Raw genomic sequence first — 20,366 nt, forward strand, 5'->3', positions numbered from 1 at the left:
CTCATGGCGCTGCTGATTACCGATAAATGCATCAATTGTGATATGTGCCTGCCGGAATGTCCGAATGATGCCATTTATGAAGGCGACAAAATCTACGAGATTGATGTCAGCCGCTGCACCGAGTGCGTCGGTTTTTATGATCATCAAACCTGTGTTGCGGTATGCCCGATTGAATGTATTGTGCCGCATCCTGAGCATCGGGAAAGTCAGGAAGAACTGACTGAGAAGTTCAAGCGCTTAAACTTGCTTCATCCCTAAAACTGGGGTACAACAAAAAAAGGAACTGAGCTGTTAGCGATCTCAGTTCCTGTAAAAAAAACAATAACTATTTTTTGATATTTTACCGCATATAGGGCCTGGGTATTGGGGAACTCAGGCCCTATTCTAATTCTGCTTACTGTCCTGAACGGATGATGTAATCAAAGGCAGACAACGATGCTTTCGCGCCTTCACCTGTGGCAATAATAATCTGCTTATATGGGACTGTAGTACAGTCACCCGCCGCAAATACACCTTTGACGTTGGTTTCGTTGCGGTCATTAATCACAATTTCACCACGGTTGCTCAGCTCAACTGCTGTTTCTTTCAAGAAATCGGTATTTGGTAACAAACCGATCTGTACAAAGATCCCCGCCAGTTCAACCGTATGCTCTTCATCCGTTGCACGGTCTTTGTATTTCAGCGCTGTCACTTGTGAACCATCACCGACCACTTCTGTCGAAAGCGCATTTTTAATCACTGTGGTATTTGGCAAGCTGTTTAGCTTGTCTTGCAATACCTGGTCGGCACGTAATTTGGTATCAAATTCTACTAAGGTTACATGCTCAACAATACCGGCCAAGTCAATTGCGGCCTCTACACCCGAGTTACCCCCACCAATGACTGCAACACGTTTGCCTTTGAATAAAGGACCATCACAGTGCGGGCAATACGCCACACCACGGGTACGGTATTCTGCTTCACCTGGGACATTCATCTCTCTCCAGCGTGCACCGGTTGAAAGCACCACAGTTTTCGATTCCAGCTTAGCACCGTTTTCCAAGGTCACTTCAACTAAACCGTTGGCTGTTTCATCTGCACCTTTAATGTCAGATACACGTTGTAGGTTCATGATGTCGACACCGTATTCACGTACGTGTGCTTCCATTTCAGCGGCAAATTTTGGACCTTGGGTTTTCTTGATTGAAGTGAAGTTTTCAATGTCCATGGTGTCCATCACCTGACCGCCAAAACGTTCCGCCACGATACCGGTGTTAATGCCTTTACGTGCTGCATAAATCGCTGCAGTGTTTCCAGCAGGACCACCACCAATCACCAGTACATCAAAGGCAGCTTTGGCATTCAGCTTTTCTGCTTCTTTGGCTGCAGAGTTGGTGTCTAATTTGGCAATGATTTCCTCCAAAGTCATACGACCCTGACCGATGTGGTTACCGTCCTGGAATACCATAGGTACTGCCATGATCTTACGTTCTTCCACTTCATCCTGGAAGAATGCACCATCAATCATGGTGGCAGTAGTACCCGGGTTATAGATGGCTATCAGGTTCAATGCCTGCACCACGTCTGGACAGTTATGGCAGCTTAACGATACGAACACATCAAAGTCCGATTGGATGCCCAAGTCTTTAATAGAAGCTAATACTTCATCAGACACTTTTGGTGCATAGCCCGAAGTTTGTAACAATGCCAGAATCAAAGAGGTGAACTCATGGCCCATTGGCAAACCTGCGAAGAATACACGCGGTTGCTCACCGGCTTTGGCGACACCAAAGCTTGGTGCACGTTTGTTGTTACCATCGAAGCGTGCAGTCACCTGATCAGACAGAGCGGCAATTTCAGTTACCAGTTCTTTGATTTTGTCTGATTTGTCAGAGCTATCTAAAGTGGCCACTAATTCGATTGGACCTTCAAGGCGTTCTAACAAGGCTTTTAATTGGGCTGTAGTATTTTGATCTAACATTGCTAACATCTCCTAAGGAGTCAAATTTTTCAATACCGCTATCATAGGCCAAATTTAAAAATAGATAAAACAGTTTGTTTTTATATTAATGATCGTTTTTATAAATCATTATCTTTTATGGATAGATTAATCTAAATTGTAACAACGCGATAAAAATCATCTACCAGAAAAAGACTCCCACAGGAGCCTCATCATCAGCATTAAAAAATCCGCTGCTCAATTCTTAATGCCCGCTTTTTAAAACTTTGTGCCAACACAAAGAAAATCAGGCTGAAAATGGCTGACACAATCGCCGCTGTAATCACCAGAATCTGTACAAACTGACTTAAACGCTCGGCTTGAACCACCTGTTTATTCACGCTTTCTGCCATTGGGGTCAGGGTTTTTCCATAAACCTGTTGCTGCATTGACCAGAGCTGTTCCGGTTTAAAGCCATACTGAATAAAATCCGGATTCTGCTGCTCGGCCTTCACCAGATTCAACACATGCGGAATAGCTGCGGCTTTATCCGGTGGTTGATGCAACAAAGCGGTTTGCGCCAGTAAATAGGATTTGACTGGTGTATCCAGCGGTGCATCTGCCAGATAACGCGCTAGCTCACTTTCTGCCAGCTGCTTGTCGTAATAGACAATTTTTTGCTGCGCATCATAGTCATCATTTTTCAGGTCATATTGCAGATAGGTCAGACCTGACCACAGCATGATAAAGGCAATTAACCAGCCGACAAACTTCAGGATAAAGGACTGAAAGCGCACATAGAAAAAGCGGATTTTCTTGAGAAAATGCACCACAAAAAAGGCGCCAATAAACGACAGCAATAATTTCAGAAACAGCCAGCCAAACCAGGACAACAGCCCCAGAAAATAATCCGGTTGCTGCTCTAAAATCGCCAGGTTTGCATCGACACTTAAGGGAATGTGCAGCTGTTCGACCTGTGTGGTCAGGCCAAAAAAGCCATAGACAAAATCTTGCTGTACAAAAAAAGCAATAATGGAGGCAATGAACGCCGTGCTGGAGGTTATACCCAGCAACATCAGATTGCGCTGGCGCTTTTTCAGCGCCAGCACACCGCTATTGATGTGCTCGGTCGGTACCGCATAATCATCTAAGGGCAATGTATTCTCCTTACGTTTGCAATACTCCCGAGCCAGCGTTTACTCAGGAAGGATTGGAACCGCTCGAACTTGATTCAAGCACCAGATGATTCAGGTTATCTTGCAGCACACGTAAACGCGTGGTTGCTTCGGCACGCTTTTGCATTCCCTCTTTTTGCACCTGAATCACATCATTGACTGTTTTAATGAGGGTGTTTTGCACATGTTCAAGCGTTTCAATATCAATCACTGAACGCTGGTTGGCTTTGGCGGTATCGACCGAGTTCTGATGCAGCAGGTCGGCATTACGGCGTAGCAGCTCATTGGTGGCATCATCAATACTGTTGGCCAGCTGCACACTGTTCTTTTGCTCATTTAAGGAAATTGCCAGACTAATCTGGTTTTTCCAGGCCGGTAAAGTAATGTTTTTAATCGCATAAAACTTGTCGACCAGCATCAGGTTATTGGACTGGATAATCCGGATCATCGGCAAGGTCTGCATGGCCGATTGCTGCAACACCTGTAAATCACTGACGCGTTTTTCCAGATTATTGGCCAGATGATTTAAATCATAAACTTTCTGGGTGGTACTCTGGTCCTGTTCCTGGGTGGTTAACTGGCCAATCTGCTGCTGGATTTCCTGCTGCTTGAGCTGGCCAGCGGCAATATAAATCCCCAGCTGTTTATATTCTTCCTGCACGCCTTCAAACATTTTATCCAGAGTATCGACCCGGGTTTTTAAGCCGTTTTGCGAGGTTTCAATTTCCTTGACCAGTACATCAATCTGTTCTTTGGTGCTGTTAAAGTGCTGGTCAAAATTCTGCTTGGCACCTTTAAACTTGCTGATCAGGCTGCCAAAAAAACCGGAACTTTTCGATTTGTTGAGAATACTGCTGGTATTTAACTGCTGCGCCACCTGTACCACCTGATTCAGCTTTTGCCCGGTCGCATCCAGATCTTTATTCTGCACCAGATGAAGCAGTTCATCAGTATAAGTCGAAGTTTTGGTGGCAATATTTTTCCCATATTCCGCCACCGAATTATGGCTTAAGTCGGCCAGTTCTTTACGCGCGGCCATGACCTCATCGAAATCGGATGGCTGCAAGCCAATTTCCTGTAAATTGAGCGCCTGGAATTTCTGCTGATTTTCTTCGGTTGTGGCTTCCACCACGGCATTTACCTGTTCAGGATGGGTCATACGTCACCTTATATTTGATTCTATTTAGAGCTGTTTTCGAGTGATTTTTTTAGCGTTTTAATCAGATTTTCCCGACTATTATCAAGCTTTTCCAGCTCACTTGTCGAGCTGCTTTGCTGACTTTGTTTGACATGATATTGCCAGGCCGGAATCAGCACCTGCTGCGCTTCCTTAAACCGGTCCAACAAGGTAAATGACAGCTGCTGGCTCAGCTGCATCTGGGTAATGGCAATATCATTACTCGCCTGCAGTGTGCGCAGTGTATTTATTTTTTTAGATAATCGTTCCGAGAAGTTATCTAAAGGATGTTGATGTTTCACAAAACTCGGATATTCAGTCAAAAACTCCTCAGCGGCCACTATATGCTGGGCCATCTGCTCTCTTAAGCCACGTAACTGCTGAAAACGCGCCTGGGATTTCTGAATTTCAATCTGTAATTTCTGGCTTAAATGATTGGCCTGATCGAGTAAGCGGTCCAGCTTTTTATAATATTCCACCTGACTGGAACCATATTCCAGATCAATCCCCAGCCATTTTTGCAGCGCATTAAATTTGCGTTTTTTCAGATATTTTTTGGAATCCGCCAGCATGCGGATCAATTCTTCAATGGTTTGACTGAGCTGCTGGGTCATGTGCGGATCAACCCCGTTTAACAGCACTGCCTGCGACTGAATGAGGGCATCGGCATAATGATTTAATTTGTACTGGTCACTTAATACCGGCACCAGCTCATGACGCTTGATCGAGAGAATGGTATCCCGGTTCAGCTCCAGCTCTGTTAATGGTTCTAACACATCTATTTGCGGCATAACATCATCAGCTTGATCAAATCATTTTTTATACTAAGACTTTTATATAAAGCAAGCTGTAGCTTTTTGCAAATGCAGTAAAAGCGGAATATTTAAAATTAACAATATTTTACCGATCAATGACAGAGAGTGAATCCTCTCCTTTTCGCGCATACTTATCAAATTTTTAAGCCAAACTGCAAAGACACAAAAGCCCTCAACTGAGGGCTTTAATTTTTCGCGCAGCGGAGATTATAAATAATCACCTTCACGTTCCGGCTGATACAACACTTTATCAATACGGACTTTCATAATATGACCATCCGGTTGTGGCCATTCAATTTCCTGCCCTTCAGCCAGCCCTAAAATAGCCGCCCCGACAGGTGCCAGTACATTGACCTGGCCTTTATCGCCACGGAAGTCATGCGGATACACCAGCGTAATTTCGGTTGGTTCCGGGAAAGGTGCGATGGTCACCAGCACGCGGGCATTCATAGTCACCACATTGCTTGGCACATCTTGCGGTGCAACCACTTCGGCACGCGCCAGCTCATCTTCCAGATGTTCCATGGTCGGGGTAAGTTTAGACTGATGTTCAAGCATGGTTTCTAAACGGTGCAAGTCTTGTTCAGACAAAATAATTGTCGGTTTATCCATTCTTTGTTCCTTTATCATTATCAGCCAAAAATAAAAATAATTGATCTATTTCACAAGTGCTATGCAACTGTTATAGCAGAATTTAATCCGGCTGAATAATTGCAATTTTTTTTTAGCACCTATAAAAAAAGCTCCCTTGAGGGTAATGCCAGTCAGTTAAGCAAATTTTAGTAAAATGTAGTAAAAATGAGTGTATGTAAATACGCTCATTTTTTTATGTCTTTATCTGAACATTTAGAATCCACTCTTGAACATGCTCTCCCATCACTTAGCCATTTTTGTGAACTTATTGACTTAAATTGGATTGAAACATCTCTGCATCAAACAGGTAAGGCATCGATCAGAAGGAGAAAATTACCTGCTGAGCACGTGGTTTGGCTTGTTCTTGGGCTTGCCTTGTTTCGCAATCAACCCATCAGCTATGTGGTAGAACAATTAAAACTCGTGTTTGGTACAACAGATTATTGTGTTCCTAGTGCAGCTGTCCAAGCTCGACAACGTTTAGGTCGAGAACCCTTAGCTGCCTTATTCTCCTTAATCAGCCAAGCATGGTTTGATGAATCACAACAACAATATTCAACCTTTCAAGGTCTTAGTGTATGTGCTGTTGACGGGGTGGTTTGGTCTATGCCACTGACCAAGGAGAATTTTAATCATTTTGGCTCATCTAAAGGTAAAACTGCTGTAGCACCTTACCCACAAGTTAGAGCCACGTGTCTAGTGAATACCAATACTCATGAAATCATAGATGCCCAAATAGGCAGTATGGATCAAGGTGAACTCACATTAGCAAATCAATTATCTCCTCCAGCACAAAGTATTACTTTGTTTGATCGAGCTTATTTCTCTGCTGATTTTTTAATAGGCTGGCAAACACGTGGAGAATCAAGCCATTGGCTTATGCGAGCTAAAGATAATTTACGTTATGACATAATTAAACGGAATTCCCCACATGATTTTCATATCAGGATGCCAATATCAGCAAGAGCCAAAAAACTTAATCCAGCATTAGGAGATTACTGGGAAGCACGTTTAATTGAAGTTGAGCAGGCAGGAAAAATCCGCCGTTATATCACTTCATTATTAGATTCAAAGATATACCCACTTATAGCCTTGGCAAAGTTATATGCTCAGCGTTGGGAAATTGAAATGTGTTACCGAGAAATTAAAAGCAATTTACAGGAAGGTAAGCACTTAAGGAGCAAACAGCCAGACTTAATTTATCAAGAATTATGGGGTGTCTTGATTGCTTATAATGTTCTAAGAAGACAAATGAAATATATGGCTCAACGTGCCAAAGTAAGCCCGTTGAGGATCAGTTTTCATATTGCATCTATTGCCCTTCTTAATTTACTCAGATTCGACTCTTTGGCTTCTGCAGGTAATTTACCCAAACATCTGGAAAGTTTAATGGAGAAATCTAATCGGTATGTTATACCTGAGAGAAGAGTGAGGAGTTATCCAAGGGTTGTAAAAGGAAAACCTCAAAAATACCCAAGAAAAAGCCAGTCAATCTCTTAACTGACTGGCATTACCCTTGAGGGAGCTTTTTCTCAAGTGCGGGCTTATTTCGCGTAAACCGGGAATTTCGCGCAAACAGCTTCAACTTTTGCTTTGACATCAGCAATTACAGCTTCATCCCCTTTGCTGTCTAGGATGTCAGCGATCCAGCCAGCCAGTTCACGTACTTCAGCTTCGCCGAAACCACGTGTGGTTACTGCTGGTGTACCAATACGGATACCAGAAGTGACGAATGGAGAACGTGGATCGTTTGGTACAGAGTTTTTGTTCACAGTGATATGAGCAGCACCTAACCAAGCATCCGCATCTTTACCGGTGATGTCCTGTTTAATTAAAGATAACAGGAACAAGTGGTTTTTCGTACCGCCAGATACCACATCGTAACCGCGTTCGATTAACACTTCAGCCATCGCTTGTGCGTTTTTCACCACTTGTTGTTGATAGGCTTTGTATTCAGGCGCCATTGCTTCTTTAAAGCAGATTGCTTTTGCAGCAATCGCGTGAACCAGTGGACCACCCTGGTTGCCTGGGAACACAGCAGATTGTAATTTCTTCTCGATTTCTTCGTTGGCTTTAGCCAGGATTAAACCAGAACGTGGACCACGTAGTGTTTTGTGGGTAGTGGTCGTAGTAACGTCAGCAATTTGTACCGGGTTCGGGTAAACGCCTGCAGCAACCAGACCAGCCACGTGTGCCATATCCACAAACAGGTAAGCGCCTACTTTGTCTGCGATGTCACGGAAACGCTGCCAATCTACGATTTGGCTGTATGCAGAGAAACCAGCAACGATCATGCGTGGTTTATGTTCTAAAGCCAGACGTTCAACTTCTTCATAGTCGATTTCGCCAGTTTCAGGGTTTAAACCGTACTGAACCGCGTTATATGTTTTACCAGAGAAGCTAACTTTTGCACCGTGAGTCAAGTGACCACCGTGAGCCAGGCTCATACCCAAAACCGTGTCGCCCGGGTTCAGTAATGCTAAGTAAACTGCAGAGTTTGCTTGAGAACCTGCGTGTGGCTGAACGTTAGCATAGTCAGCACCAAAGAGTTCTTTAGCACGGTCAATAGCCAATTGTTCAATAACGTCTACATATTCACAACCGCCGTAATAGCGTTTGCCTGGGTAGCCTTCTGCATATTTATTGGTCAGTTTTGAACCTTGAGCTTCCATTACTGCAGGTGAGCAATAGTTTTCTGAAGCGATTAGCTCAATATGCGCTTCTTGACGCGCATCTTCATTAGAGATTGCTTGAGCTAAATCTGGATCAAAGTCAGCAATAGAGATATTGGCAAACATTAGCGAGGTCCTATTCATGTAGGGCTTTTAAGCCGTGCTAAGATTGGCGCATATTGTAACATGAACTTTATATTTTTTACCCATCAACTTTAATCAGTTTTGCATAAAAATAGCCCATGTTTTTATAAAAACATGAGCTATATCATTAATTCTATCTTTACCGGAATTGAAAAAATTATTGGGTAGGCATGATCGATTTCACATCCGCCACAATCTCATCCCAATTATCGACATATACAGAGCCATGATCCCATTTCTGATCTATAGGTAAGTCCTGATCAGTTACGTAATGAATTTTAGTTCCCACCCCTTGAGCCGACTGAACTAAGTAATCGGTAACTTGTTTCGGGACAGTTGGATCTGCTGTTCCTTGATAAATAAATATAGGCGTACTGATTTTCACTTTTAACGGCTGTGAGCTATTAGTTAAGAAATCTTTAACTTCAGGGATGGTCGTCATGAAATTCGGTTGAGTACGCGGATAACCATCCAATTTTCCAACCGACATCACATGCTCTAGCATTGGCTGAGCTATACTCCCACCTAATGTTTCATAACAGAGAGACTCTGCCTGAGCAGCAAGTTGATCTGTTGGCGGTACAAATATTTCAGAATATTGCAAGGTTGGAGCAGTATTTTTTAACCCCGCAGCAATTAGAGCAGTAAACGTATCTAATGGTGCAAGTGTCTGTACTTTATTACATCTTGCTCTTGAGCTGCTTTTTGTTCACCACCCGCCAATACCAAGGCTAAATTTGATGCAGGTGCGATAGCTATGGCACCTTTATAATTTAACTGCGCCCGTGAGGCATACTGTGCTGCACCTAAAGCCGCATGCCCCCCCTGTGAATGCCCAACTACACTCCATCGCGTTTCTGCCGTATTACCCAAAAGTTTGCTTGCAGCGACAACAGCATCTGTAATCGAATATGCCGCACTTTTTAAATTTAAGAATGGATGTGATTCTTTACCGCTTGGTTCACCTAAACCTTCATAGTCGGGTGCAACAACGGCGTAACCTGCAGCCAATAATTTAGCAATGAAGTATTCATTTCCTTTTAAACCTTGACGGCTCGGTGCACACGCGTCTGCCACACCTGTTGTGCCATGCGCCCAGACCACAATGGGCCATCCACCAGCCGGTTTAGGCTGATTGGGTTCAAACAGCAAGGCCGTAGCTTGTGTTTCCTGCCCATTCACCCCAGCATTTTATATGTCATCAAGGTTTGTGAAGCACTAACCGACTGTAAGACCATATTTGCATTTGAATCCTGGTCTAAATAAAGTTCAACTTTTACTACCGGCTGGCTAATATTATGCTTCGGAATACCATCATCAATGATGACTGCGCTGTTGTCATTGTCATCATTACATGCCGTTAAAAATAAACTGCTGCTGGCCAACGCCACGCTAAGCCATATTTTTCTCATCTGATTATCCTTATACAGGTATTATTCTAAAGTTGCGTCCTTCGCAATTTTCACTTTTACGCTGTTTGCTGCGCTCAGGCAATATCAGTGCAATTAATATATAAGTGTATTGTATTAAAATAGAGTCACTTATCTTTAAAATAGATAAGCTGAACGGCCCACAAATGCCGATTATTCGCCCGACAGCCCTGTAACTTTCAACATGATAGTGTTAGATTGCTTTTTAAATCCCTTAACAAGCGAATGAGCACATGCACGCGATTATTCTCGACACTGAAACCCATACCCTGAATGGTTATCCGATCGAAGTTGCCTATGCGCCCATTCAATTACAACAGGGCAAAATCAGCCTGGATAAATCGCAAATTTTTGACCAGTTTTATCAGGTCGATGAACCGATTTCCTATGCCGCGATGGCCGTGCATCATATTCTGGAATCCGACCTGATTGATCAGCCGCATTACACCAGCTTCTGCCTACCTGAAGAAACGCTGTATATCATTGGTCACAATATTGATTATGACATTCGCGCTATTCAAAAATGCGGTGTTGATACTTCTCATATTAAGGCGATTTGTACCCTTGCTCTGGCGCGTCTGGTCTGGCCAGATGTTGAAGCACACAACATTTCTGCCTTAATTTATATGATCAGCAAAGGCAGCGAAAAAGCCCGCGATATGATTAAAAAAGCCCATCGGGCCGATATGGATATTATTCTGACCGCCAATATCCTGATGCATATTGTGCATCATCTGCAAATTGACAGTATTGAAGCCTTATATGCTGCATCTGAAGACGCCCGTATTCCACGCGTCATGAGTTTTGGTAAGCATCGTGGTACGGCCATTGCCGATTTACCAAATGATTATATCCAATGGTTGCTGCGTCAGGATGAACTTGACCCTTATTTAAGAAAAGCCCTTGAGAACGCCAACATCGTCACACTCTAAGCCCAACAATGTCATAAACCCTTCATATTAGTGTAATTTTCATTCTTTATAGTCAGCCTTAATTTATTTGGGGAATAAATTAAGGCATGATTCATTATCATAAAACACAGTTGGGCATTGACGCCCTGCAACAACGCCAGCTGCAATTGAATGCACGTCAACGCCGTCTTTTGGTGCTAATTGGAACCGAAGATTTCGAGCAATTGGGCGACCAGTTTAAACAACGTATTGCCACGCCAGAATTAATTGAACAATTACTGGAGATGGGTTTAATCAGCTCTGCTGCGACCGAGCCAGCTGAAGCAGAAATTTTGGTGCCAGCTCAAGCCGAACCGCAAAGTGAAGCAGCCTCTACCCTACGTTCAGAAATTAAAACCACCTTAAATACGCCGGTACCAAAACTGGTGGAAAAATGGGTCGAACATATTATTGCCCCGTCTTCAGCGGCCAAAGTGGCTGAAGCCGAACCCGCTCAGATTGCTCCAGAAATTCCGGTCCTGGAAATTGAAGTGCCGCCAGAAGTGGAACCAGAGCCAGAACCGCTGGTTGCCTTGAGCTTTGAAGACACCAAGCAATTAATGGCTAGCTTGTTACAGCGCTATTGTGGACTAATGGCCAAGCAGCTTATTCTCCGCATTCAGGCCGCACCAGATATTCGTAGCCTGAAACTGTGTCAAATGCAGTGGATTACCGAATTACAGGAATCGCGTTTGCCACCAAAAGAACTGAACCATGCTTTACAGCAAATTAACTTTTCGCTGCAAAGCCTGCAAAGTGCCTGAAGATTCATATAATTTTGCTTTGCTTTAAGTCTTTTTTCATCTAAGAATTTTCTTTATATGCGCTAAAAACCTTTATAAATAGCGGTTATTGTTCAGCTTTTAGAAAAATAATTAAAAATAAGCAATCCTTTCTTAAAACACTAAGACTTAAGACCAATAGTGAGATTGGCCACAGCACGGCATAACAACAGCTCTGTATTCTGTTGGGAATGAAGCATGTCTGCCCTGCACTACCTGCAATTTGAACCCTTTGATAATCCGATGCAACTCAGCAAAGTCGGCAACTGGGTCATCACCTTTTTAAGTCCTAAAGACGAACTCAAGCAGATTCAGCTGGCCATTACCCATGTCATTCCACGTCAGGTTTCTGCACAGTTACAGCCCCGCCGTATCATCATTCACAGCACCGAACATGAACAGCGCTGGCTGATTCAGGCGATTGAATGCTTCGACAGCACCCGCAATCAGGAAATCATCCTGAACGCTGCAGATGAAACCGCCCAACAGATGCTGCGCAGCATTTTGCAGGAATTTCATAAATACGATGTGGATGTCAGCCTGATTTAAAGCGGTTAGAGTGAAATCATCACCTGTTTTGAAGTCTTTGAAGATCAGGCATCGCTTTTTACAACTTTATGCATGCAAAATGGGCACAAGTCTTTTAGAATCAGGTCACTTATAAATAAAGAGTAAAGACGTATGAGTCGGCATATCCCTAAGTCTGCGAACCTCACCGCCTTAACCATTTCTCATTTTTATCCGAGCTTGGATCAATGTTTGCATGCCTTGTTTCATTATCATCAAGGCCCACAATTAACGCTTAAAAATGATCCGGTATCTTCGCAGCATGTCTGTGTACAACAACGTACACAAGGTCGTTTGAAAAAAGAAATCCGCTTAAATAAAACAGAAGTTGAGCAGGCCAATAAAAATCGTCTGGCACTTTATCAACTGTTGGCGCATGTGCTGAATCAGTTTGAAACCGCTTAGGCCAGCTTAAAACAAGAAACTTAGCAAATGCTAAGTTTCTTTCTATTCAATAATTTTATAAATATTATTGCTCTTCTGGCTTTCAAAAAATAATTCAATACTTGGCAGGATAATTTCATCCTCGACAATAATATGGTCAATTTTCTTAAATAACGGCAATTCAGCTGTTTTGGCATTTTCAGCAATCTGACGCAGCTGTGCTTTGGCATCATAACGGTGCTGATACTGATCTTCTACTTTAATATCAATTAATTGGCTCATGGTTATTTCCTCTTATCATTGGTTTTCTTGAAGACAATTTGTTATAGCATAGCTGATTCAAGTTTGACTAAACAGAGTTGTTAATTTGTTTGACAATGTTAATTCTATGCTTTATTAGGTCAGTATAATTAAAAATAAGTGATTGATTTTTATGGTTTAACATTTTATCCGATTTTTCTTATTCTTAACAATTTGCTCAATGTGACGCTCAATTCATCGTGATTTTAAGCAAGAAAAAGCTCGCATTGCTGCGAGCTTTTTTATGTTGGAAGGCTAGTGCTAGATCTATTGTTTGAACCGGAGTTACAAACTCAACAAGCTGTCATTGATCCGTCCAACTACATCGTAGCGTCTTTGTTTTGCGACCTACTGTAGGTTCACTATAGTCCCCTTCGGCTTGGATTGGCAAGCCTTCTAACATTTCTCAGCATTTGTATAGCAAAAAGACTATTGAACAAAACTTAATCAGGCTTATTATATTGCTGTCGTGAAGTTCAGCCTTATTTTTTCAGCGCATCTGCTCTCATTTTCACCCTGCTCTATCGCTAGATTGATAGCAAACAATCGCCGGCAACAGAATGAAACATAAGTCTTTTTCTAAATTCTGCGTTATCCGTTATAGTGGACTTGAGACATTAAATTAAAAAGAGGAATTGAAGATGCAAAAATTTATTATTCTGTTTGCATTCTGCCTGTTTGCAGTTTTAGGTCTAGGTTTTATCGTGTATCAATTCTTGAGCAACATGCCAAGCGTCGAGTACTGGATTATGCTGTTAATTCCAGCCTTCGCAGTTCCTATTTTAACGGCCCTGATTGTGTATCAGGAACCGAATCATCCATAATGAATAAGCTAGATACGACTCATTGATCCCCTATTTATCAAAAGGACGCTCAATTCAGCGTCCTTTTTCTGTGATTATTTTTCTTGGATTATGTCTAGCTTTACTTGAGTTGCACCGGATCTTCGCTGGTCGATTCAATGATGTAATCAATATTTTCAACCAGGTCTTTATTAAACAGCCTGACTTTTGCCCGCGCATTGGCATATTCGAAAAACAGACCCTCTACAATTGCTTTTTCACGCGATTCTGTCATGCCAATTTCATGATCATTCGGCACAAAATAGACTTCTTCAGGAATTAATTTAACGATATAACCCATTGTTCTGACTCTTATGGTGTTTTAGTAATTTACCCTGCGACATTTATAGGCTGAAAAATCGCTTCCGGCTATGGCGAATTCATCCGACAGTTATGCTTATTTTTGATATGCCATCTCAATGCCAGTCATATAAAGAAAAAACATTTTAAAATCATATAGATTATTTAAATTTAGGTGCTTCTATATTTCACTAAACTGATCTGATGTAGTGACGAGATTTTTCTGATTAAACAGATTTTTTATTCAGCCTTTCTGTCCTCATGTAAAGCTTAAAGCGGATGTTTCTGTTTTGCCGGTGATGAGGCTGTAAAAACCTAAAAGTGATATTTTTTAATCAGAACAAAGATAAAAATACAAAGAAAATGCAGTCCTATGACTACTTTTTAACCACAGATAGAAAGGCAAACCAATAAGCATTGCCCTTCGATGATGGTTCAGCATTCGTTATTCAAGCCAGATTATGGAAAGGATTTTGGTTCAAAACTGAAGTAAAGAATTTTAAATGATTGAATCTTGGTAATTTTTATAGTTTTTTATGGATCAGAATTTGGTGCGCCCGGCGGGAATCGAACCCACGACCCCAAGCTTCGGAAACTTGTACTCTATCCAACTGAGCTACGAGCGCGCGTCGCACATCATAACAAAAAAATGCACAAGGTAAAGCAACTATATATAAGTTCTTTATTTTTATGCTTATGCTTTAAGCAATCGTTCCAAATATACGATGCAGAATTCCCGGTAGATTACTTGGTTTATTGGGCAATATCGCTCACAATAGCCTCTCCCTACACCATGCGAGATTTTCATGACTGATGCATTGACGTTAAGAGACTTGTCTAAAACCTATCGCAATGGGTTTCAGGCCTTAAAAGGTATCAATTTGACTGTACCTGAAGGTGAATTTTATGCGCTGCTGGGTCCCAACGGTGCAGGCAAATCTACAACGATCAGTATCATTAGCTCCTTAACCAAGAAAACCTCGGGCACCGTGGAAATTTTTGGCCACAATCTGGATACCCATCCTTCACAGGCCAAACAGTGTCTGGGCGTGGTACCACAAGAGTTTAACTTTGGTCATTTTGAAAAAACCTTTGATATTCTGGTGACCCAGGCCGGTTATTACGGTATTCCCAAAAAAGTGGCGCAGCAGCGCGCCGAACTGTATTTAGAAAAACTGGGGCTGTGGGATAAACGTGCCACGCAAGCGCGAATGCTATCTGGCGGGATGAAACGCCGCTTGATGATTGCCCGCGCCATGATGCATGAACCGAAATTGCTGATTCTGGATGAACCGACCGCCGGGGTCGATATCGAACTGCGCCGCTCGATGTGGGATTTCCTGATTGAAATGAACAATAGTGGCACTTCCATTATTCTGACCACCCACTACCTGGAAGAAGCGGAAATGCTGTGCCGCCGGATTGCCATTATTGACCGCGGTGTGATTAAAGAAGACACCACCATGAAAGGCTTCCTGAACCAGCTGAATGAAGAAACCTTTATTTTCGATCTAGTTCAGCCGATTCAGCCCATTCATCTGGATATTATCGGGGTACGTTTTAATCTGGTCGATCCGCTGACCCTGGAAGTGACTATGGACAAGGCCCATACCGTGAATGAGCTGTTCCAGTTACTGGAATCACAAGGGGTACAGGTGCGCAGTATGCGCAACAAGGCCAATCGTCTTGAAGAATTATTTGTGAAGATGGTAGAGAAAAATCTTGCAGGAGTCGCGCAATGAACTTTAATCAATTAAGAGTTGCGCTGTATACGCTGGTTCATAAGGAAATCCGCCGTTTTATGCGGATCTGGCCACAAACCCTGTTACCACCGGCCATCACCATGAGTCTATATTTCGTGATTTTCGGTAATCTGGTCGGTTCACGTATTGGGGAAATGGGCGGCTTTAGCTATATGCAGTTTATTGTGCCCGGCCTGATCATGATGGCGGTCATTACCAATAGTTATGCCAACGTCTCCTCTAGTTTCTTTAGTGCCAAATTCCAGAAAAGCATTGAAGAACTGATCATGAGTCCGGTGCCATTACATGCCATTTTGTGGGGCTATGTGCTGGGTGGAGTGTGTCGTGGCGTACTGGTCGGCATTATTGTGACCTTAATGAGTCTGTTTTTCACCGACCTGTACATTACCAACTGGTTTGTGACCATTTATACCGTACTGATCACTTCATTATTACTGTCTTTAGGCGGTTTTATTAATGCGGTCTATGCCAAATCATTTGATGACATTTCCATTATTCCAACCTTTGTGCTGACACCGCTCACCTATTTAGGTGGTGTGTTCTATGCAATTAGTGCATTATCGCCGTTTTGGCAAAACCTTTCTTTAATTAACCCTGTGGTGTATATGGTCAACGCCTTCCGTTATGGCATTTTAGGACATAGCGATGTCAACGTGACCGTTTCCTTAGGCGTGATTACATTATGCTGTGCTGTGTTATATGGCATTGCCTATCATTTACTCTCCCGTGGTTCAGGAATGCGTGAATAATGAGCGTAGAAAATTCTTTATTGGGTAAAGACACTCAGTACCCAACAACCTATCAACCTGATGTGCTGTTTCCGATTGCGCGTGCTGAAGCGCGGGAAAAATATGCGCATGTGGCTGGTGTTCAACAAGGTAAAGACTGGTGGCATGTCTTTGAGATGTCCTGGTTAAATGCAGCCGGCGTTCCGCAAGTTGCTATTGGCCGGATTCACTTGCCTGCCACCTCACCAAATTTAATCGAGTCGAAATCTTTAAAGCTGTATTTCAACAGTTTGAACTTTAGCACCTTTGCTTCAACAGACGCGCTGATCAATACCGTCGAGCAGGATTTATCAGCCGCGGCACAGGCACAGGTCAATCTGGAACTGTTATCTGTCGATGATCTGGCAATTAGCCATCCTGAAGGCATATGTATTGATGACTTAAGCCCGACCCGACTGGAAAATCATCCGGATGCGTCCTTATTACAGCACGATGCCGAGCAAGACGAACAGGTCGAAGTGCAACTGTATTCACATTTACTGAGAAGTAACTGTCCGGTCACCGGTCAACCTGACTGGGGCACAGTTTTTATCCGCTATCAGGGTAAAAAACCTTGTTATCGCAGTATTTTGGCTTATATTATTTCTTACCGTCAGCATAACGGTTTTCATGAGCAATGTGTTGAACAGATGTTTGCCGACATCTGGCAAAACCTGAATCCTGAAAAACTGATGGTGTATGCCACCTATACACGTCGTGGCGGATTAGACATTAATCCATGTCGTGTATCGGATTTAACATGGATGCCTCGCCCTATTCGTTTAGCGCGACAATAAAAAAACATTGAGGTTAACAGATGCCATTTTTTGGTTTTATTCCTTCCGAGGAACTTTTAAATACCATTCAAACTGCGCAGCAGAAAAAAAATTCAAGCGAACCGCTGTATCCATTACGTGATAAAACAGCATTAATGATTAATGATGAAATCATTGATGCCATTTTAACCGAGCTTGTCCGCCGTTTCCCGCCAAGTGACAAACGCGATACTGCGGAAAAACTGGCCGGTTATGTCAAATCCACCGTAGCGGTGTTACTCAAGCAATTGTTGAGTAAAGCCCCGAACGATGTGGTCAAGCAATCAATTGAATTTTCTGAACGCAGCCTGTTTAAAGATGCAGACGGCAACACGCGTGTCGGTGAAAGTTTAGATGCCAGCCTGGTGACCAATCTAAAAAACACCTATGCCGAAATTAAAGCCGGCAATGACATTAACAAGTCTGCTTTGGCCGAGTTGTATAAACAGTTTGCTGAAGCTACTGTGCGTCATTTTATGAATGACTTTAATAAAACCCTCGATTTGGGCATGATCAAACGTAAAGCAGCTGATATTGGCTCAGCTGCGGTTATTAAAGCTGTACATATTGCGGTGGATAAAATTATTCCAAATCTGACCAAAGATGAACTGGTCGCGCTGGCGGAATATCATGACACCCTGTTTCATGCATAAGTAGAAACACCTTCAATAAACCTGACTCCGGTCAGGTTTTTTTATGCCACTTTTACCGCAACATTTCTCTATAAAGAAGGGATGATGAAGCCCCGGTTGAACTTTGTTACAAACAGCGCGCATTTTTTAGACAGGCTTTGTCACTTTTTGTATATGCGCTTGCCTGTAGCGCCAGAATGAATGTTATCTTAATTGCCTGTGTGAACTGTCTTTTTAAATCGACACTTTTGCTCAACCTGTTTTAATTTTTAAACACCATCTGCTTTTTGTCACTAAATTGATAATACATTGGGAAATTGAACCAATATGTTGAATCGTTATTTCTATAAAAAATTACAGCGTCTTTCTTTACTTGTTGGTGCTCTTTCCTTATCCAGTGTTGTTCAGGCCAATGACTTCCTCAGCCATCCGGACTATCCAAACTTTAAGCAAAAAACCATGCAGCAGTATGGGCTCAGTTCCGAGCAAATTGATCGCGCCATGAGCGGTGCCAAAAATCTGCCGAATATTATCAACATCATGAATCGTCCCGGTGAAAGCAAACCGTGGTATGCCTATAAAACCAATTTTCTGGCTGAAAGCACCATTCAACGTGGTGTGCGTTTCAAACAGCAATATGCCGATACCCTGAATCGTGCCGAACAGCAGTTTGGCGTGCCGCAAGCGATTATTCTGGGGATTTTAGGTGTGGAAACCGGTTTTGGTTCCAATAAAGGCTCTTTTATTACCCGGGATGCGCTGGCCACTTTAGGTTTTGGCTATCCACGCCGGGCCGAATATTTCCAGAGCGAACTGTCTGCACTAATTGCCTGGAGCTATAAAGATGGCGTTGCCACCCATTCTGTGGTCGGCTCCTATGCCGGTGCAATTGGCTATCCGCAGTTTATGCCAAGCAATATTCCTAAATTTGGCGTCGATTATGATGGCAACGGACATATTGATTTAAGAAATTCAGCAGTAGATGCGATTGGCTCGATTGCCAACTATTTGGCCCAGCATGGCTGGCAGCGTAATCAGCCGATTGCATTCCCTGCCCGTTATAGCGGCTCAACTCCAGATGCAGTGATTGCCAAAGATCTAACCTTGCCTACCCCGTATGGTGTGCTGAAAAATCAGGGCATCAGTCCGCTGAATCCGATTGTGAAAATTGATGACCTCGATCTGGTCAATGTCATTCAATTACAAGAAAATTATGGTCCAATTTATTACATCACCTATCCAAACTTTCAGGTGATTACCACCTATAACCGCAGCCGTATGTATGCCACTGCACTCTGGTTATTGGGCACTGAAATTGTCAGTCGATAAGAACTTATTTTTACTCAAAAGTTACAAAGTCAAGATTTTTTTACGAGATTTTGCGCACAAAAACGACTTTTCACACACTTTGTTACAATATTGGTTATTTTTTAACCAAAAGAGGTAAAAGTTTGGTATTTTTTGTCGTTATTTCCGTGTAAAGACTAGACACCTTTAGTAAACGATGAATATTATCCATTTCGTCAAATATGGTTGCAAAAGTGAAATAACAGGCATGATGTCTGCTATATCAACCACTTAGGGTTGATTCACGGCATCAAGCTGCGGGAGTTTTAAACATATGCATTCTTCAATTAAATATTTACTGGCGCTGTCGACGGTATTTACCTTAAGTCAGTCGCAAGCCGAAATGGTACAGTCATCATCGTTCAATAACGACAATGAAAGTTCTAGCCTGGCTGCCCGTGTGCTGAACAAAGAAGCACAAAGCTTTAATACTCACTTCTCTAATTTAAATAGCCTTTCAATTACAGAACGTTCTGGCGATAAAATCCGCCGCGAAACCATCGCTGCAAAAATTGAAATCCCAGAAGAAGAGCCTTCTGTCATTGAAAAGTTAAACACCGTAGCATCGAATACTGTTCGTAAGTTCAGCCAGACTGGTATGGCTTCCTGGTATGGTCGTCAGTTCCACGGTCGTAAAACTGCCAGCGGCGAAACATTCGACATGAACGCCATGACTGCAGCACACCGCAGCCTGCCACTGAACTGCTATATCCGTGTGACCAACAAGAACAATGGCAAAAGCGTAATCGTTAAGGTTAATGACCGTGGTCCATTCCATGGTAACCGTGTAGTTGACTTATCTTACGGTGCTGCGAAACGTTTAGGCATTACCAATGCCGGCGTAGCCAAAGTCAGCATTGAACGTGTAGATGGTCCAAACTCCTAATACCCGTTTAAGCTCCTGCACCATATGACCCAAAAGCCACCTCAGGTGGCTTTTTTAATGCCCAAAT

At 42.7% G+C, this 20,366-nt stretch carries 21 protein-coding genes, 1 tRNA gene and 1 pseudogene; 13 read left to right on the plus strand and 10 right to left on the minus strand.

Annotated elements, in window-relative coordinates:
- Nucleotides 1–3 precede the first annotated feature (3 nt).
- Entirely contained in the window at nucleotides 4–258 is a 255-nt protein-coding gene (locus ACVLR6_RS09310; RefSeq protein ID WP_127799989.1) for a YfhL family 4Fe-4S dicluster ferredoxin, read from the plus strand.
- 136 nt (nucleotides 259–394) lie between these two features.
- On the opposite strand, the gene ahpF is transcribed toward ACVLR6_RS09310, so the two are convergent.
- The 5 genes from ahpF to rnk form a co-directional block, all read right to left on the minus strand.
- Entirely contained in the window at nucleotides 395–1,960 is a 1,566-nt protein-coding gene (gene ahpF, locus ACVLR6_RS09315; protein WP_005179083.1) for an alkyl hydroperoxide reductase subunit F, read from the minus strand.
- A gap of 200 nt (nucleotides 1,961–2,160) precedes the next feature.
- Nucleotides 2,161–3,075, minus strand: a complete 915-nt coding sequence (locus ACVLR6_RS09320; RefSeq protein ID WP_455995081.1) for a hypothetical protein — start codon at nucleotides 3,073–3,075, stop codon at nucleotides 2,161–2,163.
- Nucleotides 3,076–3,118: 43 nt separating this feature from the next.
- On the minus strand, nucleotides 3,119–4,252 hold the full coding sequence (locus ACVLR6_RS09325) for a toxic anion resistance protein (RefSeq protein WP_168414376.1): 1,134 nt from the start codon (nucleotides 4,250–4,252) through the stop codon (nucleotides 3,119–3,121).
- A gap of 20 nt (nucleotides 4,253–4,272) precedes the next feature.
- Nucleotides 4,273–5,061 carry a hypothetical protein gene (locus ACVLR6_RS09330; RefSeq protein WP_005179089.1) on the minus strand — a complete coding sequence of 263 codons (789 nt, stop codon included), beginning with the start codon at nucleotides 5,059–5,061 and terminating at the stop codon, nucleotides 4,273–4,275.
- A 231-nt stretch (nucleotides 5,062–5,292) separates the two neighbouring features.
- The gene (gene rnk / locus ACVLR6_RS09335) at nucleotides 5,293–5,697 is read right to left on the minus strand and encodes a nucleoside diphosphate kinase regulator (protein WP_005179090.1); all 405 of its coding nucleotides are present in this window, start codon (nucleotides 5,695–5,697) and stop codon (nucleotides 5,293–5,295) included.
- Nucleotides 5,698–5,913: 216 nt separating this feature from the next.
- Between rnk and ACVLR6_RS09340 the strand changes: the two genes are divergently transcribed.
- Nucleotides 5,914–7,218, plus strand: a complete 1,305-nt coding sequence (locus tag ACVLR6_RS09340; protein ID WP_455995082.1) for an IS4 family transposase — start codon at nucleotides 5,914–5,916, stop codon at nucleotides 7,216–7,218.
- A 44-nt stretch (nucleotides 7,219–7,262) separates the two neighbouring features.
- Here ACVLR6_RS09340 and glyA read toward each other — a convergent pair whose 3' ends face one another.
- Together glyA and ACVLR6_RS09350 are read right to left on the minus strand one after the other, a co-directional pair.
- Nucleotides 7,263–8,516 carry a serine hydroxymethyltransferase gene (glyA, locus tag ACVLR6_RS09345; RefSeq protein ID WP_005179092.1) on the minus strand — a complete coding sequence of 418 codons (1,254 nt, stop codon included), beginning with the start codon at nucleotides 8,514–8,516 and terminating at the stop codon, nucleotides 7,263–7,265.
- A gap of 175 nt (nucleotides 8,517–8,691) precedes the next feature.
- A pseudogene (locus ACVLR6_RS09350) lies at nucleotides 8,692–9,946 on the minus strand (alpha/beta hydrolase).
- Nucleotides 9,947–10,197: 251 nt separating this feature from the next.
- Between ACVLR6_RS09350 and ACVLR6_RS09355 the strand changes: the two are divergent.
- From ACVLR6_RS09355 to ACVLR6_RS09370, 4 genes are all read left to right on the plus strand, one after another.
- Nucleotides 10,198–10,896 carry a putative quorum-sensing-regulated virulence factor gene (locus ACVLR6_RS09355; protein WP_005179094.1) on the plus strand — a complete coding sequence of 233 codons (699 nt, stop codon included), beginning with the start codon at nucleotides 10,198–10,200 and terminating at the stop codon, nucleotides 10,894–10,896.
- Nucleotides 10,897–10,982: 86 nt separating this feature from the next.
- Nucleotides 10,983–11,678 (plus strand): hypothetical protein, encoded by a 696-nt coding sequence (locus ACVLR6_RS09360; RefSeq protein WP_045794834.1) that lies wholly within the window; start codon nucleotides 10,983–10,985, stop codon nucleotides 11,676–11,678.
- A gap of 216 nt (nucleotides 11,679–11,894) precedes the next feature.
- Nucleotides 11,895–12,245 carry a hypothetical protein gene (locus ACVLR6_RS09365; protein WP_016659196.1) on the plus strand — a complete coding sequence of 117 codons (351 nt, stop codon included), beginning with the start codon at nucleotides 11,895–11,897 and terminating at the stop codon, nucleotides 12,243–12,245.
- Nucleotides 12,246–12,377: 132 nt separating this feature from the next.
- Nucleotides 12,378–12,668, plus strand: coding sequence for a hypothetical protein (locus ACVLR6_RS09370; RefSeq protein WP_005179099.1), 291 nt, complete (start codon nucleotides 12,378–12,380; stop codon nucleotides 12,666–12,668).
- Nucleotides 12,669–12,710: 42 nt separating this feature from the next.
- On the opposite strand, the gene ACVLR6_RS09375 is transcribed toward ACVLR6_RS09370, so the two are convergent.
- Nucleotides 12,711–12,929, minus strand: coding sequence for a hypothetical protein (locus tag ACVLR6_RS09375; RefSeq protein WP_005179101.1), 219 nt, complete (start codon nucleotides 12,927–12,929; stop codon nucleotides 12,711–12,713).
- A gap of 659 nt (nucleotides 12,930–13,588) precedes the next feature.
- Between ACVLR6_RS09375 and ACVLR6_RS09380 the strand changes: the two genes are divergently transcribed.
- Complete coding sequence (locus ACVLR6_RS09380) at nucleotides 13,589–13,771, plus strand: hypothetical protein (RefSeq protein WP_005179103.1); 183 nt, start codon at nucleotides 13,589–13,591, stop codon at nucleotides 13,769–13,771.
- A 100-nt stretch (nucleotides 13,772–13,871) separates the two neighbouring features.
- Here ACVLR6_RS09380 and ACVLR6_RS09385 read toward each other — a convergent pair whose 3' ends face one another.
- Both ACVLR6_RS09385 and ACVLR6_RS09390 read right to left on the minus strand, forming a co-directional pair.
- Nucleotides 13,872–14,090, minus strand: coding sequence for a hypothetical protein (locus tag ACVLR6_RS09385; protein WP_005179105.1), 219 nt, complete (start codon nucleotides 14,088–14,090; stop codon nucleotides 13,872–13,874).
- Between the two features lie 548 nt (nucleotides 14,091–14,638).
- Nucleotides 14,639–14,715: transfer RNA gene (locus ACVLR6_RS09390), tRNA-Arg, on the minus strand.
- 180 nt (nucleotides 14,716–14,895) lie between these two features.
- Between ACVLR6_RS09390 and ACVLR6_RS09395 the strand changes: the two genes are divergently transcribed.
- The 6 genes from ACVLR6_RS09395 to ACVLR6_RS09420 all read left to right on the plus strand — a co-directional run bounded on the left by ACVLR6_RS09395 (nucleotide 14,896) and on the right by ACVLR6_RS09420 (nucleotide 20,299).
- Nucleotides 14,896–15,831, plus strand: a complete 936-nt coding sequence (locus ACVLR6_RS09395) for an ABC transporter ATP-binding protein (protein WP_005179107.1) — start codon at nucleotides 14,896–14,898, stop codon at nucleotides 15,829–15,831.
- A complete protein-coding gene (locus ACVLR6_RS09400) occupies nucleotides 15,828–16,601 on the plus strand; it encodes an ABC transporter permease (protein WP_005179108.1) in 774 nt (257 codons plus the stop codon). Before ACVLR6_RS09395 ends, ACVLR6_RS09400 begins: the two co-directional genes overlap by 4 nt.
- Entirely contained in the window at nucleotides 16,601–17,416 is an 816-nt protein-coding gene (queF, locus tag ACVLR6_RS09405) for an NADPH-dependent 7-cyano-7-deazaguanine reductase QueF (protein WP_127799578.1), read from the plus strand. Before ACVLR6_RS09400 ends, queF begins: the two co-directional genes overlap by 1 nt.
- A gap of 20 nt (nucleotides 17,417–17,436) precedes the next feature.
- Complete coding sequence (locus ACVLR6_RS09410; RefSeq protein WP_045795622.1) at nucleotides 17,437–18,087, plus strand: hypothetical protein; 651 nt, start codon at nucleotides 17,437–17,439, stop codon at nucleotides 18,085–18,087.
- A gap of 306 nt (nucleotides 18,088–18,393) precedes the next feature.
- Nucleotides 18,394–19,395, plus strand: coding sequence for a lytic murein transglycosylase B (mltB, locus tag ACVLR6_RS09415; protein ID WP_005179112.1), 1,002 nt, complete (start codon nucleotides 18,394–18,396; stop codon nucleotides 19,393–19,395).
- A gap of 292 nt (nucleotides 19,396–19,687) precedes the next feature.
- Nucleotides 19,688–20,299: a septal ring lytic transglycosylase RlpA family protein gene (locus ACVLR6_RS09420; protein ID WP_005179113.1), complete on the plus strand. Its 612-nt coding sequence runs from the start codon at nucleotides 19,688–19,690 to the stop codon at nucleotides 20,297–20,299.
- Nucleotides 20,300–20,366 lie beyond the last annotated feature (67 nt).

The sequence above is a fragment of the Acinetobacter sp. T63 genome (assembly GCF_053852345.1).